The following is a 16,381-nucleotide window of genomic DNA, read 5'->3' as shown; positions in this document are numbered from 1 at the left end:
TTAAAAATCTGTATCAGCAAATATTCTAGCAGATGGGTTTAGCTTCATTCTAATCCAATTAGCAAGCCCGCCTCCGGAATAACCTAAAAATACCACTGGAATAACGAGCAGCAAAAATGCAATAAATACTATTCCAAGTAGGAAGAGAATAGCCCCTGCAAATAGCCATGGATTTAGAGTTGGAAAACGAGTTGAAAATAGTATTGTAATTATTAGCAGTGAAATAGCCTCTGAAACAATGCTTGAAAATATTATGCCGCCGCGCCATCTACAGCCCAGTAGATATGTAAAAAAGCCTGCAAAGAACGCACTCAAAAGAAGCCCTAAAAGAGGGTAGCCGATTATAAAAGCAAAGCCTACAAACAACGGCTGTACAACTGCTGCTGAAAGTAGAGGCTTGTATACTGAGAATTCTATGCTTGCTGATAGAAAGCGTCTGAAATCAGGAATTTTAAATTCAAACCGTTTTTTGTAGGGTTTGAAACGCAATCTTTTCATAAACTCACTGTATTCTTTTCTTAACGTATATTTTGCTATAATTTTGTTACCTAAGATTAATAAAAAAGTAAGGATTAAGCTCCAAACACAACTTGCAACTACATATAGAATTACAATTCCGCCAATCGTACCAGCTAGAGGCTCTATTAAAGAATTAGGTAATATCAGCAGAATAGGCGAAAAAAAAGTATAAAGCTTGCCTTGATACTCGCCTCTTTTCGTACCCTCAGGTACAGAAACAGTAATTGGATACGTCCCGTTCTTCCAACCACCCAAAGCTACAACAGGCTTCTGAATTGTAAGCCAATTCGAAATTTTACCGTGTGAAAGAGTTATGCATTTTGTCGGTATTATCGCTAGATTTGTAAATGTAAAATTCTCAACTTTGGTCTCACCAGCTCTCATATCGCCGAAAGAAACGTCTGCTTCCATACTAGGCTCCTTACCAAGCTCTACACCTACCACAACTGTCTGGCTACTGCAGAATACCCTCACTGATATCAACGCAAATACAAGAAACATTAAAAGTATGTAGCAGTACACTTTCACAGCCCGCACCTGCTCAGGACCTAGAATCAATTCTTCAGTGTCTACTTTTTCAACTCGTCCTCTTCTTGAAACTTTTATGAAAACAATAGAAATCCCTATAACTGTGGGTATTGCAAGCGCAGCTACTACCAAAAACACAGGCTCCTCAGCAAGCGCTTTCTTAACGTTTATAAGCTGGAAAATTGGATTGAGAGCGGCAGGCACCTTTACAGGCTTACCGCCGAAGCAAACTAGCTTGCCAAGCAAATTATTTGCAGTTACAGGCAGCTCCGGAGCGTATGGCGCAGGACCTTGATCTGTATAATTGTTTGCATCGCCTTTCGTTGTTAGACGCCTGAAAGCGCCCTCACCCCTAATCTCTACAACCCTGTGGCATATTATCCTTCCCTCGTATACATAACTTCTATATGCAACTATATCGCCTGCCTCTATATCTTCTATTTTCGCAGGTAACCATATTGAGATAGCGCCTTCACTGAGAGTAGGCTCCATACTACTTCCGTCTATCATTACTACTGGGTAGGGAGTGTTGGAACAGTAAAAAAGAAGATAGCTTGTAATAATGAGCACAGGCACAGCGCCTGATACATAGCTTACAATAGGCCTCAGTCTGAAACGCATTTTTATCACTTTCTTACTCCAATTGTGCACTTTCGTGCAAGAACGACTAGAGCAAGCCCTGCAACAGCTAAAATTATAGCTGAGTAGCTAGTTTTCTCCATCTTTTTAAAAAGAATTACTAGCGTTTCCAATATAAATAGTTAGCGTTGAAAAACTATAACTACTTAAAAACCATATATTCAGTTATGCAACTTACTGGCATACGAAAATACCTCGCTCTTTTAAAAATGTACAACCTTAAATACAAGTTGCCAGTACCTTTTTTAGTTTATGCGCTGAAATTAGCAAGATATGAAAAGCTTGTAAAGCTCGACGATAAAATTGTATTCTCTTCCTTCGTACCACCGTTTCCTAGCAAAGCTTTCGATAGATTCGTTGCAAGTTTTAGTAAAAAAACTCCAACTGCAGTTTACACAAGCTTGACTAATAAATGCAAATATAACTGCTGGCACTGTAGCAATATGTATAGAAGCGGTAAGGAGCTTACCAGCAAGGAAGTAATCAAATTGCTAAAAGATTTTCAAGATTTAGGGGCTTCTGTTTTTGGATTCACTGGCGGAGAGCCTTTACTCAGAAACGACCTCCCAGAAATTATAAGAGCAGTTGATGAAAGAGGCATCACTCTCCTTTTCACATCCGGAGATGGCTTTACTAACAAAAAAGCGGAAGAATTAAAAAAAGCAGGATTATTTTCGGTTGTGATTAGTCTGGACCATTTTAAGGGCGAGGTACATAACGCTCTCAGAGAGCAGAAAGACGCATTTAAAACAGCTCTTGATGCTATACAAACATCAAAAAAATATGGATTCTATACTACAATCTCAACTGTAGTCACCAAGCAGCTCCTTGACACAATCTTTGAATTTCTAGAGTTTGCACAAAAGCTAGGAGTAGATGAGGTAAGGGTACTAGAGCCAATACCATGCGGCAAGTTATTGACTGAAGAGACTACACTAGATGATAAAGATAGAGCTAAGTTAATAGAAGTGCATAAAATTGCAAATAAATCTAGTAAATATCCTAGAGTCTCAGCATTTTCTTACATAGAAAGCGAACAAGCTATTGGCTGTACCGCGGGTATAGACCATCTTTATATCGACGCTGAAGGTAATGTTTGTCCTTGCGATTTCACACCGCTTTCATTTGGAAATGTAAAAGAAGAAGAGCTTAAAAAGATATTGGAAAGACTTCATAATTATTTCACTAACCCAAGAGAGAAATGTTTTATGATAGAAAACTACAAAGAAATTGCTAAATGCTTTGAGGGTAAACTACCACTTCCTATAGAAAAATCTATAGAAATATGTAAGAGCTGCAAGCCCTCTGCTACACCTACTTTTTATAAAAAGTTAGGGTTAAGCGCTTTTCTCATATAATACCATTTACCAAAAGCTCTTGTTGCGCAGTCTTTTACTTTTGCGAAGCCTAAAGCTCTGTAAAACTCAACTGCTGTATTTTCAGCTCTAACTAAAAGTCCTAAATACTTTACGTTTTTTTCTTTTAGTGTTTTTTCCACCTGCACCACAAGTTCTCTACCTATCCCTCTATTCCTAGCGGTTCCATCTACAGCAATAGCCTCTATAAAATATTCGTTGTCTAATTTTTTAGGCATTTTTTTCCTAAACATTGTCAGCCTTAAATAAGACCTTAAAGAAGCAAATATACCAAAATTTTTAAAATAGAACCAAATTAACGATGGAGAAAAACTCAGCTTGCGCCTAGATATTACAATCGCGCCTAAGATTTTAGCCTGCTCCTTAGCTACATAAATATTGTATCCTGCTTTTTCAATGAAAGGTAAGACAAGGCTTTCATCCACTGCCTTGCTAGTAATCATTTTTAAATCTTCTGAAAAAACACTTGAGATTATTTTCGATACTGCAATGTAGTCACTTACGCTTGCTTCCCTAACTATCATTTCAACCTCTTTCCAACACGCGCTAGCTTGTAAGAAATTAGCTCTTTTATACCACCGGGGCAAAACGATAAAAATATAGCATAGAGCATTCTAAGCGAGATTCTAGGATAGTAGCACATGCAGCGCTTCTCCCAACCTGTACTGAACTTTTGTTTGAAAAAATATTCTGACTTAGCAGAATAGAAAAAATCAAAATGCTCATATAAAAATTTCATTAATTTATTAACAAAAGTATTGCTATTATCGCTTGCTATGTCTTGAATGTTTGAAAAAGGCGATAGCCCAAGATAAACCCTTTCTATGCCCTCGCTCATTAATTTCTCAAAAGACTCTGCAATAAGATATTCCATAGTACCGCTAGGCGCGCTCATCATCCTCCTATTCAAATCTAAATAGTAACTTTTAGTTGCATAGATAGGATTGTAAACTGCGAAAGCTATTGCCTGGCCATTTTTACGCGCTATAAAATATCTTTTCTCAGGATCGAAAGAAAGTCTCCCTACCATAAAACTAAGCTCAGGCATTTTTTTGGTGCGAAGCCAATCTTTAGTCACAGCATCAAGCTCGATTTTAATTTTATCATCAATGCTAAAACACTCCTCTACACAGATACCTACACGTTTAGCATGATTTATCCCCCTCCTTATAGATTGCATTTTACTGCCGAGAGTAGTAAATTTATCAAGAGCCACAAAAGGCTCTGTGCCAATGTATAAAATTTTAAAGCCACAATCTTTAAAAATTTTAACTCCCTCTTCTGCACAGCTGAAAAAACAGACATGCAATTTGTTTTTTCTGCAGAACAACTTGAATTCGTGTATGAGTTTAGCTACATGCAAAGCATTGCATACAGGCTCGAACGCTACAGCTACATTTGCATACTCTACATAGCCGAGATAGCCTTCAATGGAACTAGCACTGAAATATTTTATACCTTCGTTTAAAGTAAGATAAGCCGAGGAAGAGCGCGAGTAGTTCTTTAGCCATTGTAACAGTTTGTCCTTACCCACCGTTTGCAGCGTTATCATTACTTATAGCATATTCTGCACTTTTCCAGCTGCGCGAAACTCCTGTGATATTTGCAAAACTTTGATTTTTTTCTGAGTTCACTACAAAGCGAACAAACTAAAAACACAATATCAGACTTTTTTAGTTCTCCTTCAATAACATCTTTTGCAATTCTTGATGCTTTCGCTCTTACCTCAGGAAATAATTTCAAAATACTTTTGTCAGTAGCTCTTGCTGAAGAGAAATATTGGCTTACAGACGCTTGAGTAATACCTAATCTTCGCGCTATTTCAGTCTGCTTTAGCTTGTGCTCTGAGCCAAGAGCATTTACAATACATGCTCTAATGATAGGTATTATTTTGCTAACTATTATTTCACAAGGTGGCTTCATATAACAGAAAATATTTTATAGGCTTAAAAATATAACGGTGTTATAAAAAAGAGAGATATGCCGAACAATATTCTTGACCTTATTGGCAATACCCCTTTAGTGCAAGTAAAAAATTTAAATCCAAACCCTAATTTAGAAATATATTTAAAACTTGAAAAATTCAATCCTGGCGGAAGCGTTAAAGATAGAATTGCAAAATATATGATTGAGCATGCTGAGAAAGAAGGCTTGCTTAGAAAAGATAAAATTGTAATTGAGCCTACTTCAGGCAATACAGGTATTGGCTTGGCATTGGTATGCAGAGTAAAAGGTTACAATTTAACGCTTGTAATGCCAGAAACAGCGAGTACTGAAAGAAGACAACTTTTGATAAGCTTAGGAGCTAAAATAATTCTATCGGAAGGCGAAAAAGGTATGAACGGAGCTGAGGATTTGGCAAAAGAAATTGTAAAAAAAGAAAAAGATAAATATTTCATGCCTAACCAGTTTGCAAATAAATACAATGTGCTAGCGCACTATGAGACTACAGGCGTAGAGATTTTGCGCGATACTAATCACAGAATAACTCATTTCGTTGCAGGTATTGGTACTAGCGGTACTCTGATGGGCGTGAGTAAAAGATTAAAAGAATACAATAAAGAGATAAAAGTAATAGCAGTGCAGCCTCACCCTAAAACTCCGATAGCAGGATTGAAAAATTTAGAAGTGCAATATGTACCTGCAATTTGGGATAGAGCTAGAGTAGACGAGCTTTATGAAGTGACTTTAGAAGAAGCTGAAGAAAATGCAAGGTTGTTAGCGCTAGCTGAAGGTCTTTTCGTGGGTCCAAGCTCAGGAGCTATTTTCAGTGTTGCAAGAAAGGAAGCGCAAAAAATTGAAAAAGGCGTAATTGTAGCAATGGCTCCTGATGGCGGTGAAAGATACCTTTCTACTGAACTCTGCTCGCCAGCTAAATGCTTGGAATGCGCTCAGAAGTATGGAGTGCTGTGCTCATATTCAGATGGCAAACCTGTGATAAGCGCAAGTACATTTGAAAAGCCATCACCTTAAAAAAATGAAAAGAATATATTTAGATCATGCCGCTACAACGCCAATAGCTCAAGAAGTACTCAAAGAAATGCTGCCCTATTTTACAGAATTTTACGGCAACGCATCAAGCTTGCATTCTTTTGGCAGAGAAGCTCATAATGCAATAGAGAAAGCAAGAGCTCAAATTGCTAATTTAATAAAAGCGAAAGAAGAAGAAATTATATTTACCAGCAGTGGTACTGAAAGCGATAATTTAGCGATTAAAGGTATTGCTTATAGGCATAAAGAGCTAATTACTGATTTTGAAGGTCCTCATATAATTACAAGCGCTATTGAGCATCCTGCAGTATTGGAAACTTGTAAATATTTAGAGCAACAGGGATTTAGAGTGAAATATCTGCCTGTTGATAAATATGGATTTGTAAATGTGGAAGAGTTAGAAAATTCTATTTCCAAAGGTACTTTTCTAATTACAATAATGCATGCAAATAACGAAATAGGTACTATTGAGCCAATCGAAGAAATAGGTAAAATTGCAAAAGAAAGAGATGTAATTTTACATACAGATGCGGTTCAGAGCTTTGGTAAAGTACCTATAGACGTGGGAAAAATGAATGCTGATTTACTCTCTGTCTCAGCACATAAAATTTACGGTCCTAAAGGCGTTGGCGCATTGTATATAAAGAGAGGAGTGCAAGTTGAGCCTTTTATACATGGCGGAGGACATGAGAGGGGTTTGCGCTCAAGTACTGAGAACATTGCTGGTATTGTAGGCTTAGGCAAAGCAGCAGAGCTAGCACAGCAAAGAATTGAAAGCGATGCGGCATATATGACAAAACTAAGGGATAAACTAATAAAAAATATTACTGAAAATGTTGAAGAATCATATCTTAATGGGCATCCAACAAAAAGATTGCCTAACAATGCCCATTTCAGATTTACAGGAATAGAAGGTGAAAGTCTTGTGCTAAGCCTTGATGAAAAAGGCATTGCTAGCTCTACAGGCTCTGCATGCTCTTCTAAAAAATTAGAGCCTTCTCATGTATTACTTGCAATAGGCTTAAATGAGGTAGAAGCGCATGGCTCTTTAAGGTTAACGCTTGGCAGGGAGAACACAGAAGAAGAAATAGATTATGTTCTGGGTGTTTTGCCTGAGGTTGTAGAGAGATTGAGAAAAATTTCGCCGCTCTGGGGCAAGAAGTTAGAGTTGGAGGAATGGAAGAAGAAACTTGAAAAGGAGGAGAGGAAGAGTAAAGAGATAGAATTAAGATAAAAAATGTACTCAGAAAAGCTCATGGAGCATTTTAGGAATCCGCACAATATGGGTGAACTTGAGAATCCTGACGGTGTTGGTACGGTGGGAAACCCGATATGCGGAGATTTGATGTCCATCTATATAAAAGTCAAAGACAACAAAATTGAAGATATAAAATTCAAAACTTTTGGGTGCGCTGCAGCTATAGCCACAAGCTCTATGATAACAGAGCTTGCAAAAGGAAAAACCTTAGAAGAAGCTTTAAAAATAACTAAAGAAGAAATTGCAGATGCTTTAGAAGGACTTCCTCCTATTAAAATGCACTGCTCTAATTTAGCTGCTGAAGGTCTTAAGGTAGCAATTAAAGATTATCTAGCTAAAAAAGGAAAATACTAAGAAATGGTAACTTTGTTTACATACTTTTTAGTAGTCCTTTTGCACTATACCATAGAGTCGCTACCTTCACTCTCTATAGGATTATTTATTGCAGGTTTTGTCTACGCATTTGTACCTGCCCACATTGCAGAAAGGAAAAGCCAGATACTACAGAAATGAAGAGCGAGAGACTAAGAGTTGCGCTTAGGATGGATTTGTAGACCTTCTAAAAGAGCTTGCTCCTTGGATTATATTGGGTTTGATTTTAGCAACTTTTGTTGCAGTCATTATTCCTAAAGATGTCATCATAAAGTATCTTAGCGGCTCTTTTGCATGCAGTTTCGGTAATCCTAGGCTTTTGCTTCCAACTCCTAACATATTTATTTACATAAGATAATTCTCTTTCCAGAACTTGAGTGACGACAAAAAAATGGATAAAGATAAAAAGAACTTTAAAGCGCTAGCCTTACTTTCAGGAGGTTTAGACAGTGCACTAGCAGCCAAACTTATTCTAGAACAAGGTATTGATATTATAGGAATAAAATTCACTTCCCCTTTCTGTTTGTGCGATCAAGGAGGTAAATGCAGAGCTTTTGAAATTACAAAAAACTTGAATATTCCTTTTAAAATAATTTTTAAAGGCGAAGATTATTTAGAAATTGTAAGAAATCCAAAATATGGCTACGGAACTGCTCTTAATCCATGCATAGATTGCAGAATATACATGTTGAGAAAGTCAAAAGAGCTTATGAAAGAGCTACAGGCTGATTTTATAATTACAGGCGAAGTTTTAGGGCAAAGGCCTATGTCGCAATACAGGAAAGCTTTAGAACTAATTGAGAAAGAATCAGGGTTAGATGGAAAAATACTTCGCCCTCTTTCTGCAAAACTACTACCTGAAACAGAAGTAGAAATGAGAGGGTTGGTGAATAGAGATAAATTGCTCAGTATCAAGGGCAGGTCTAGAAAGAAACAGTTTGAACTCGTTAAAAAATTAGGTATTACTGGTTACAGCACACCAGCAGGTGGTTGCTTACTTACTCAAAAAGAGTTTGCTGCTAAACTTAAAGATTTGTTTGAGCGTAGCGCAAAAGTTACATGGCATGATATAGAGCTACTGAAGATAGGAAGACATTTTAGAGCTGAGAATTCTAAAATTATTGTAGGCAGAAACGCGCACGAGAACAAACTTTTATTGAATCTAATGTATGAAAATGATTACTGGTTTGAAGTTCCTAACTACGGCAGTCCTATAGTATTATTGCAAGGCGCTAAAAACGATAGCGCTATAGCGCTTGCAGCTTCTATAACCGCTAGATATTCTGATTGCAAAGAAGATTTAGTGTCAGTTAAATATAATACCGGTAAAGAAGAGATTGAGATTGAAATCAAGCCGATAGACGAAGCTCAACTACAAAAATTAAGAATAAAAAAATCAGATTATTCATTTTGACAATGCCATAGTTGCAAAGACAGGTAAAATATTGAAATAAACAAATCAATCCTCCCTTCCTATTTCTATCATTTTCTCTAAAGGCTTTCTTGCCTTCTCAATAGTTTCTTTTAAAAGCTCTATCCTAGGCTCTAAATTCTCTAAGCTTCTCAATACCTTCTCTAAAGTTATCATCTTCATCTCTCTGCATATTGCATTTTTTACAGGATAGAAAATTTTATGGGGATTCTCTTTTTTTAATCTATAGCAAAGCTCTTTTTCAGTGCCTATAATAAATTCTTTTTTATCTGATTTTGCCACATGCTTTACCATACCTTCTGTAGAGAGTACAAAATCTGCAATATCTCTAACCTCAGCAACACACTCAGGATGTGCCAATACCTCAGCTTTAGGATGCTCCTTTTTAATCATTTCAATAATAGGTTTCTTAATTAAATCTTGATGCACCCAGCAATAGCCTTCCCAAGGAATTATATTTTTGTCAGGTACTTGTTTGCTAACCCACTCGGCAAGATGTTTGTCAGGCAGAAATATTATTTCTTTAGCTTGCAAGCTTTTCACTACTTTAACCGCATTTGCAGAAGTACAGCAAAAATCTGAAAGTGCTTTGGTCTCTGCAGTTGTATTCACATAACTCACTACTTGTGCTTCTGGATGCTCTGCTTTTAGTTTCTTTAATTTTTCTATATTTACCATTGCAGCCATAGGGCATTTTGCTTTAGGCTCAGGATGAACTACTATTTTATCAGGATTTAATATTTTAGCGCTCTCAGCCATGAAATCAACTCCGCAAAATACTATTACTTTTGCTTTTGTTTTGCTAGCAGCCTGCGCTAACCCTAAAGAATCGCCAATAAAATCACCTAGCTCCTGAATCTCAGGTATTTGATAATTATGTACTAGGAGAATAGCATCTTTCTGTTTTTTTAATTCTTTTATTCTTTCTGCGATTTCCATTTATTTTCGGTATTATTTAAAAGAGCTTAAAATTTTCTTGTGTTTATTGCAAAGTTTTCCACTCTTTAATTGCGCCTCTATAACTTCGTTTTGCCAGTGCGCATTAAACAAACGACAGCTTTTTTGTTTGCAGAAAGGCTCGAAAATTAAATTATAAAATATAGCCTGCAGGGCATAGCCTTTCATAACCTCAGTTAACCTTTCATCGTCATAATCAATAAACTTGCCAGCAAATTTTTGTTTTATTATTTCTATAGGTACGTTCATTCCAATTGCTGCGTATTTCTGCTTCAATAAATAAAATTCTTTTGGCTTTGCAGGCGCTTCTACTATACCAGTAGTTGAGATTATAGAAGGTACGCCGCAAGTTATCACTCTTGCATGATATCTTTTATCAATTTCATCAAAGGTACCGAATAAACGATTTGTGAATACAATATGACAGTATTTTAGAGCTTTCTCTTCTTCAGTAATTAAATCTCTAAACAGTTTAGAGAGCTTGTAGCCATCGTATAAAACGCTTGCTTTCGCCTTCTTATTTTCAAGCAGATTTTTTTCATACTGAATTTCGCCGTAAAAGGGCTCTACTTCATAATTTGGATTTGTTAAATCTTTAACTCTCGCTCTTGCAAGCTCTTTTGCAAATCTCTCAAGCTCTTTATCGCGTAAGAAATACGAAATAAAATCTTTTCGTATAGAAATATCAATTTTCTGTAGCTTTCCTTTGAGATAATCTTTTAACTCTTTTAAATCTAAATTTTTAGAGCTTGGCTCATCATATAAAAAAATTTTGATGAGCTTGTATTTATCTAAAGATTGTGGATGATGCATAAAAGGAAAAAGTACGTCAAAGAAGATAGCCTCCTGTGCACGAGCCTGCAAATGCCAATATCCTTTGGCTGGGCATTTGCCGAGAAGTGGGAAAAGGCTCGTCATTAGTGCTTACCAACCGAATTTAGATAAGTATCGTTAAGCTTTCTTTTTAAGTAGCCCATAAGTTATCTCAGCGCCTTTCCTACCCGATAATAGCATAGCGCCGAAAGTAGGTCCCATTCTAGGCAAGCCATAGGTAGTGGAGACAGCCATACCTACAACAACCAAGCCTGGACAAGCTTCACCAGTATGCTCTAAAACAAGATCCTCTGATTTCTCAACCCACATAGCGCCCATGCCAAGTGTTTTAATTAATTTCCTTTCTTCTAATTTTTTCACAACCACAGCTTCATGACCACTTGCATCAATTACTACTTTGGATTCAAGACCGATGGGATCAACGTATGTGAGTTCTCTTGGGAGTGCAGAGACAGGAGTCCAATTAACTACAGCGCCTGCAACCCTATTTTTCTCCCTAAGCACAACGTCATCAAATCTAGTCATATTGAGAATTTTCGCACCTGATTCGCAAGTCGCAGCTATCAGTTTAGAGCATGCGTGCGGACCGTTAGCTACATAAAGATTTTCTGCAAATTTCTTGTAAGGAATATTAAATTCATCTAGAACTTTATGTCCAGGAGCTCTTACGGTAAGGGTATTCATCAAATAGCCTCCTATCCAGAACCCGCCGCCAAGATAATTATTTCGCTCCACTATGAGTACTTTTATGTTTTTCTTAGCAAGCTCATAGCCAGCCATCAATCCGCTTGGGCCACCGCCTATAATAATAACATCTGTTTTAGCGTATTCTTCCAAGCCTTTAGTAAATTCACTTACTATAGCTCTTGTTACTACACTCTCGTGCATAGGCTTAAATATCTCCGCTTTAGTTAAATCTAAATATATACTGGCAATATATAGTATTTGCGGTAATGATTGAAAAAGAGCGCTACAGCAGACAAATAATATTAAAGGAAATAGGCGAAGAAGGTCAAAAGAAACTTCTAGACAGTTCTGTAGCTGTCATTGGATGCGGCGCTTTAGGCAATGTAATAGCAAATAATCTTGCAAGAGCAGGTGTAGGAAGAATAAAAATTGTGGATAGAGATTTTGTAGAATTAAACAATCTTCAGCGCCAGAGCTTATTTGAAGAAAGTGATATTGGCAAATGCAAAGCTTTAGTTACAGAAGAAAAGTTAAGAGGGATCAATTCTGAAATTAGTATTGAAGGTATAGCTGACGATGTTAATCCCTTAAGTATTGAGGGAATAATAAAAGATATGAATTTAGTTCTGGATGCAACTGACAATCTAGAAACTAGATTTTTAATTAACGACGTATGCATAAAAAATAAAATTCCTTGGGTTTATGGCGGGGCAGTTAGTACTTACGGAATGAGTCTTAGTGTTATTCCAAACCTAACGCCTTGTTTGAGATGCGTTTTTCCAGAAATGCCAGAACCTGCAAGTTTGCCTACTTGTGAGCTTGTAGGTGTTTTAAATACAATACCTACAATTATTGGCTCTATTGAAGCTACTGAAGCTCTTAAAATACTCATTGGCGATTACGAAGCTATAAACAAAAATCTTTTAATCTATGACGCTTGGCGTAACGATTTTAAGACTGTAAAAATTCAAAAAAATGAAAAATGCAAGTGCTGTGTAGAGCATGAATTTGAATTTCTAACTGCAAAAGCTCGTGATATAATAAGCAAGCTACGCGGTGTTAATGCAGTCCAGATAATACCAGTAAAGCAGAGTAAAATTTCGCTAGAAGAGCTGGCTTCAAAATTGGAGAAGTTAGGAGAGGTTAAAATTGATAAAAGCAAAATCTTTTTGGAATTCAAAATAAATTCTTATGTGCTTAAAATTTTCTGGAATGCTAGAACTGTAGTCTATGGCACTGGGGATGAAAAAATCGCAAAATCGCTGTGTGCTAAGTATGTAGGTACATGAAAAATAAATACAAAATATCAATCGCAGTATCGATCATTATTATAATAATTCTACTTGCCTTTAGCGTTTATTTAATAATTGGTAAGCGCGGGGTGAAAGCACCAGATTTTACACTTACCGACGTTAATGGGAATACTTTCTCTCTAAGCGATTTCAGAGGCAAAGTTGTTATTCTAGATTTCATGGCTACTTGGTGCGGACATTGTAGAGAATTGATGAGCACTTTGAAGAGTATTCATGAAACTTATCCTGAAGTCGTAATAATTTCTATAGATATTGCTACAACAGAAACAAATCAACAACTTAAAGAGTTTAAAGCAGAGCACGAGGCAGATTGGATTTTCGCTATTGATACTGCTAGCGAACAAGTTAGTTTAAAATACGATGCTATTACTACAGGTATACCGAAAACTGTTATTATTAATCCAGACGGTGAGATCGCTTTTGCTCATACAGGCTTGGTTTCATACTCAGAACTTTCGCAGGAAATAGAGGAAGCAAAGTTAGGTCTGGCAGAAACAATATTTTTTAATTTTGGGTTGCCTTTGACTGCTTTTATTGCAGGCGTTCTCTCTTTTTTCTCGCCATGCTCTTTCCCACTTTTGCCTGGCTACATAGCGTACTATGTTGGACGCGAAGAGCAAATAACTACTCTTCATGCAAATGCTGTTAAAAGAGGTTTTATAAAAGGGGTACAACCTGCTCTAGGTATTCTTGTTTTCTATTCTTTTATAGGAATACTTTTGGTTTTTGTAGGCAGTGCAATAAGACCGCATATTCCTCTATTCGAGCTAGGTGCTGGAATATTAATAATAATTTTAGGGATAGTTCTTTTGTTTCATATACCATTTCTTGCAAAAACTTGTTCTAAATTTGCAGGTAAGGTTTCGAGCTTGGCAGGAAGAGGTAAAAAGTTTGGCTTGTTCTTCTACGGTGTTGTTTACGGCGCTGCTGCTACAGGTTGCACAGCACCCGTTTTTATAGCAATTATTGTTTTAGGAATTGCTAGAAGTTATTTATTCGGTACTTTTATATTCTTACTTTATGCTGCAGGAGTGGCAATATTAATGATTCTCGTAACTATACTTGTAGCTTTAGCTAAAGACGCAATTTTACAAAAGTTAAAGCTTGCTTCTAAGCATATAAATAAGATTTGCGGCATGATATTAATTGTCGTTGGCATCTATCTGGTTTATTATTATTTTAGTGTTTGGTGGTAGTATAAACATATCTTCCGCCCCACCTGTTACTATTCATTTTTCTAATTTCTTGATCCCGTGTAGTTTGCGTAGCTATGGTATAGAGCAAAAATTCTTACTTTTTCAATAAAGTGATTTTGTCATTTATTGCTATTCCCAGAACGTCGTTTGCCCTACCTTTATTATAAGAGACCTCTAGCAAATCAGAGCTCGATATTGTTGCTAAAATTTCGTGCTCTTTTGAATAGCCGTAGCTTCTTAGGAATTTAGGAGTAAGCGTTTTGTTGTTTATTCTTAACTGTATTCTATCACCATACTTGAATATTTTAGTAATTTTCTCGCTTGGAATATTTGTAATTAGATTACCAAACCTATCTATAAATATAATTTTACCTTCGATTTTTTCCCTCGTCTCTTTAGGTTCGCCAAAATCTAGCTTTTTGTAATCTTTTATCTGAATGCCTATTTCTGAAGGCTTTATACCTAAAGATAAATACGCAGCTACTGGCGCAAATATATCGCGTCCGTGAAAAATATTCGATATTTTTTTCAAACAATATTTTTTGTTTGTAATCCAACAAACTTTTTTCAACCCTAGCTTATTAGCGCAAGGAATGAGCAAGCCGTTATCAGGCCCTACTAAAATACTGTTCTTACAAACTACTATCAAGCCCCTTCTTTCTGTACCCACGCCAGGATCTACTATTGCAATATGAATTGCTTTTGGAAATCTTGGTATAGCTGTATAAAGTACAAAAGCTCCTTCAAGTATATTTTGCGGTGTAATGCTATGTGAAATATCTACAATTCTAACTTTGGGATTTATAGATAAAATTACACCTTTCATTTGAGCTGCATATTCCCAGCCTATATCTGTTGTAAGAGTAATCATTAAAAAATATATTGATCTTTGGCTTATTTAGGATTATCTTGCTTTTAATACGAAAAGTTCAATAAAAGCCTTGTCAATATAAAATAAGAAATGGATAAACTAAGATTTTTAAAAGAGCTTATCAAAGCTAGAAAAAATCTATTAGTTGCTTTTTCAGGAGGTGTAGATAGCACTTTAGTTGCAAAAGTAGCTTACGATGCGCTCGGTACCAATGCGCTCGCAGTTACTGCAGATTCTTGCACACTTTCTAGAAAAGAGTTAGAGTTAGCAAAGAAAACAGCAAAGGAAATAGGTATAAGCCATAAAATAATAAAATTTTCAGAGCTTGAGAACAAAGAATTTGCAAGAAATCCTGTTAATAGATGCTATTACTGTAGGAAAGAATTGGCATTACAGCTCAAAAAGATAGCAAAACAAGAGGAAATAGAAAACATTGCAGACGGCGTAAATAGCTCAGACCTAAAGGAGCACAGACCTGGCATTAAAGCTGCAAATGAACAAAACATATGGCATCCTTTAGTAGAAGCAAAGATAGGGAAAGAGGATGTTAGAGCGCTTGCAAAAAGATTAAAGCTTTCTGTTTCTACAAAGCCAAGCAATGCATGCCTTGCTTCAAGAATACCTTACAACGAAGGAATAACTGAGCAGAAACTCAAAAGAATAGAGAAGGCAGAAGAATATTTGAAAAAATTTGGATTTGCGCAAGTTAGAGTAAGAGCTCATGAAAATATTGCAAGAATAGAAGTTGAAAGTAAAGATATTGATAAAATTATCAATCCAAAAGTAATGGCGAAGATAATTAAAAAGCTAAAGCAGCTCGGCTTTGTTTATATCACTTTGGATTTGGAAGGCTACAGAGCAGGCAGCATGGACGAAGTACTAAAAAAGAACTATTGAACGAAATAGCTTCTGTCCTTGAGTATTACTCGCCTTAAAAATCTCAAATCTTCTAAGTAACCAAGCCAATAAACTACCAGCCCTGAGCCGAACATCTTTCTATACGGCAAAAACTGCTTTCTAGCGCTTTTCTTAAATTCTATAGGATCGCAGAAACTAGCTTTGCATTCTACCCAGTTGATTTTTAGCCGGTCAATTTTAAGAGGAGATTTCAAAAGGAAGTCGGGCGTCTTCCTATAGCGCTTCTTCAATTGCTCTTGCCGCTCAAAGTCTAACCCTTTTCTGATTAGCCATTTTTTAACGTAAATTTCTACTTCCTCGCCACGCCTTCTCTGAGCTTCAAGCGAAGCCGGGGAATATACAGGATCTTTATCGCACGCTTCTCGCAGCTCTTCTCTCACTCGCTCTTCCTTTATAAGCTCTAAGTTTGTTAGGTACTTCCAGAAACGGCGCTTAGAAATGCCATACTGTTGGAGAATAAGCGAAGCTGTAAGTACTGGCGGAAATTTTA

At 36.5% G+C, this 16,381-nt stretch carries 19 protein-coding genes; 9 read left to right on the top strand and 10 right to left on the bottom strand.

The genetic code is table 11. The features are described 5' to 3' along the window. Positions 1–1,668, bottom strand: coding sequence for a signal peptidase I (locus tag QMD21_02790; GenBank protein MDI6855695.1), 1,668 nt, complete (start codon positions 1,666–1,668; stop codon positions 1–3). 227 nt (positions 1,669–1,895) lie between these two features. Between QMD21_02790 and QMD21_02785 the strand changes: the two genes are divergently transcribed. Next, a complete protein-coding gene (locus tag QMD21_02785; protein ID MDI6855694.1) occupies positions 1,896–3,044 on the top strand; it encodes a radical SAM protein in 1,149 nt (382 codons plus the stop codon). Here the strand turns inward: QMD21_02785 and QMD21_02780 are convergent. The 3 genes from QMD21_02780 to QMD21_02770 are packed head-to-tail and all read right to left on the bottom strand — an operon-like array spanning position 3,008 to position 4,985. Next, positions 3,008–3,586, bottom strand: a complete 579-nt coding sequence (locus QMD21_02780) for an N-acetyltransferase (protein ID MDI6855693.1) — start codon at positions 3,584–3,586, stop codon at positions 3,008–3,010. The genes QMD21_02785 and QMD21_02780 overlap by 37 nt on opposite strands. After that, positions 3,583–4,614 carry a DUF2156 domain-containing protein gene (locus QMD21_02775; protein MDI6855692.1) on the bottom strand — a complete coding sequence of 344 codons (1,032 nt, stop codon included), beginning with the start codon at positions 4,612–4,614 and terminating at the stop codon, positions 3,583–3,585. Before QMD21_02775 ends, QMD21_02780 begins: the two co-directional genes overlap by 4 nt. Next, entirely contained in the window at positions 4,614–4,985 is a 372-nt protein-coding gene (locus tag QMD21_02770) for a helix-turn-helix domain-containing protein (protein ID MDI6855691.1), read from the bottom strand. The genes QMD21_02775 and QMD21_02770 overlap by 1 nt, the downstream gene beginning before the upstream one ends. A gap of 57 nt (positions 4,986–5,042) precedes the next feature. Here QMD21_02770 and QMD21_02765 point away from each other — a divergent pair, with 57 nt between their 5' ends. The 4 genes from QMD21_02765 to QMD21_02750 are packed head-to-tail and all read left to right on the top strand — an operon-like array spanning position 5,043 to position 7,824. Further along, complete coding sequence (locus QMD21_02765) at positions 5,043–6,035, top strand: cysteine synthase family protein (GenBank protein MDI6855690.1); 993 nt, start codon at positions 5,043–5,045, stop codon at positions 6,033–6,035. 4 nt (positions 6,036–6,039) lie between these two features. Then, entirely contained in the window at positions 6,040–7,287 is a 1,248-nt protein-coding gene (nifS, locus tag QMD21_02760) for a cysteine desulfurase NifS (protein MDI6855689.1), read from the top strand. 3 nt (positions 7,288–7,290) lie between these two features. Then, the gene (nifU, locus tag QMD21_02755) at positions 7,291–7,665 is read left to right on the top strand and encodes a Fe-S cluster assembly scaffold protein NifU (GenBank protein MDI6855688.1); all 375 of its coding nucleotides are present in this window, start codon (positions 7,291–7,293) and stop codon (positions 7,663–7,665) included. Positions 7,666–7,668: 3 nt separating this feature from the next. Further along, positions 7,669–7,824: a hypothetical protein gene (locus QMD21_02750; GenBank protein ID MDI6855687.1), complete on the top strand. Its 156-nt coding sequence runs from the start codon at positions 7,669–7,671 to the stop codon at positions 7,822–7,824. A gap of 24 nt (positions 7,825–7,848) precedes the next feature. Here the strand turns inward: QMD21_02750 and QMD21_02745 are convergent, their stop codons facing one another. After that, positions 7,849–8,022: a hypothetical protein gene (locus tag QMD21_02745; protein ID MDI6855686.1), complete on the bottom strand. Its 174-nt coding sequence runs from the start codon at positions 8,020–8,022 to the stop codon at positions 7,849–7,851. Positions 8,023–8,074: 52 nt separating this feature from the next. Between QMD21_02745 and QMD21_02740 the strand changes: the two genes are divergently transcribed. Further along, positions 8,075–9,097: a hypothetical protein gene (locus QMD21_02740; protein MDI6855685.1), complete on the top strand. Its 1,023-nt coding sequence runs from the start codon at positions 8,075–8,077 to the stop codon at positions 9,095–9,097. Between the two features lie 45 nt (positions 9,098–9,142). On the opposite strand, the gene nadA is transcribed toward QMD21_02740, so the two are convergent. The 3 genes from nadA to QMD21_02725 are packed head-to-tail and all read right to left on the bottom strand — an operon-like array spanning position 9,143 to position 11,794. After that, positions 9,143–10,054 carry a quinolinate synthase NadA gene (nadA, locus tag QMD21_02735; GenBank protein ID MDI6855684.1) on the bottom strand — a complete coding sequence of 304 codons (912 nt, stop codon included), beginning with the start codon at positions 10,052–10,054 and terminating at the stop codon, positions 9,143–9,145. Between the two features lie 12 nt (positions 10,055–10,066). Then, entirely contained in the window at positions 10,067–10,990 is a 924-nt protein-coding gene (locus tag QMD21_02730; GenBank protein MDI6855683.1) for a hypothetical protein, read from the bottom strand. Between the two features lie 33 nt (positions 10,991–11,023). Beyond that, the gene (locus QMD21_02725) at positions 11,024–11,794 is read right to left on the bottom strand and encodes a sulfide-dependent adenosine diphosphate thiazole synthase (GenBank protein MDI6855682.1); all 771 of its coding nucleotides are present in this window, start codon (positions 11,792–11,794) and stop codon (positions 11,024–11,026) included. Between the two features lie 65 nt (positions 11,795–11,859). Here QMD21_02725 and QMD21_02720 point away from each other — a divergent pair, with 65 nt between their 5' ends. Together QMD21_02720 and QMD21_02715 are read left to right on the top strand one after the other, a co-directional pair. Further along, positions 11,860–12,882 carry a ThiF family adenylyltransferase gene (locus QMD21_02720; GenBank protein ID MDI6855681.1) on the top strand — a complete coding sequence of 341 codons (1,023 nt, stop codon included), beginning with the start codon at positions 11,860–11,862 and terminating at the stop codon, positions 12,880–12,882. Then, entirely contained in the window at positions 12,879–14,102 is a 1,224-nt protein-coding gene (locus QMD21_02715; protein MDI6855680.1) for a cytochrome c biogenesis protein CcdA, read from the top strand. Before QMD21_02720 ends, QMD21_02715 begins: the two co-directional genes overlap by 4 nt. 94 nt (positions 14,103–14,196) lie before the next feature. Here QMD21_02715 and QMD21_02710 read toward each other — a convergent pair whose 3' ends face one another. After that, on the bottom strand, positions 14,197–14,973 hold the full coding sequence (locus tag QMD21_02710) for an S-adenosyl-l-methionine hydroxide adenosyltransferase family protein (GenBank protein ID MDI6855679.1): 777 nt from the start codon (positions 14,971–14,973) through the stop codon (positions 14,197–14,199). A gap of 90 nt (positions 14,974–15,063) precedes the next feature. Here QMD21_02710 and larE point away from each other — a divergent pair, with 90 nt between their 5' ends. Continuing rightward, positions 15,064–15,870: an ATP-dependent sacrificial sulfur transferase LarE gene (larE, locus tag QMD21_02705; protein ID MDI6855678.1), complete on the top strand. Its 807-nt coding sequence runs from the start codon at positions 15,064–15,066 to the stop codon at positions 15,868–15,870. On the opposite strand, the gene QMD21_02700 is transcribed toward larE, so the two are convergent. Beyond that, positions 15,864–16,381 (bottom strand): TPD domain-containing protein (locus tag QMD21_02700; protein MDI6855677.1); only part of this gene is annotated, 518 nt, incomplete at its 5' end. The two genes, larE and QMD21_02700, sit on opposite strands and share 7 nt — an antisense overlap.

It is taken from the genome of Candidatus Thermoplasmatota archaeon, assembly GCA_030018475.1.
GTDB lineage: Archaea > Thermoplasmatota > JASEFT01 > JASEFT01 > JASEFT01 > JASEFT01.
Note: the sequence above shows the minus strand (reverse complement) of the source record. Positions and strands in the feature narration are given on the sequence as shown.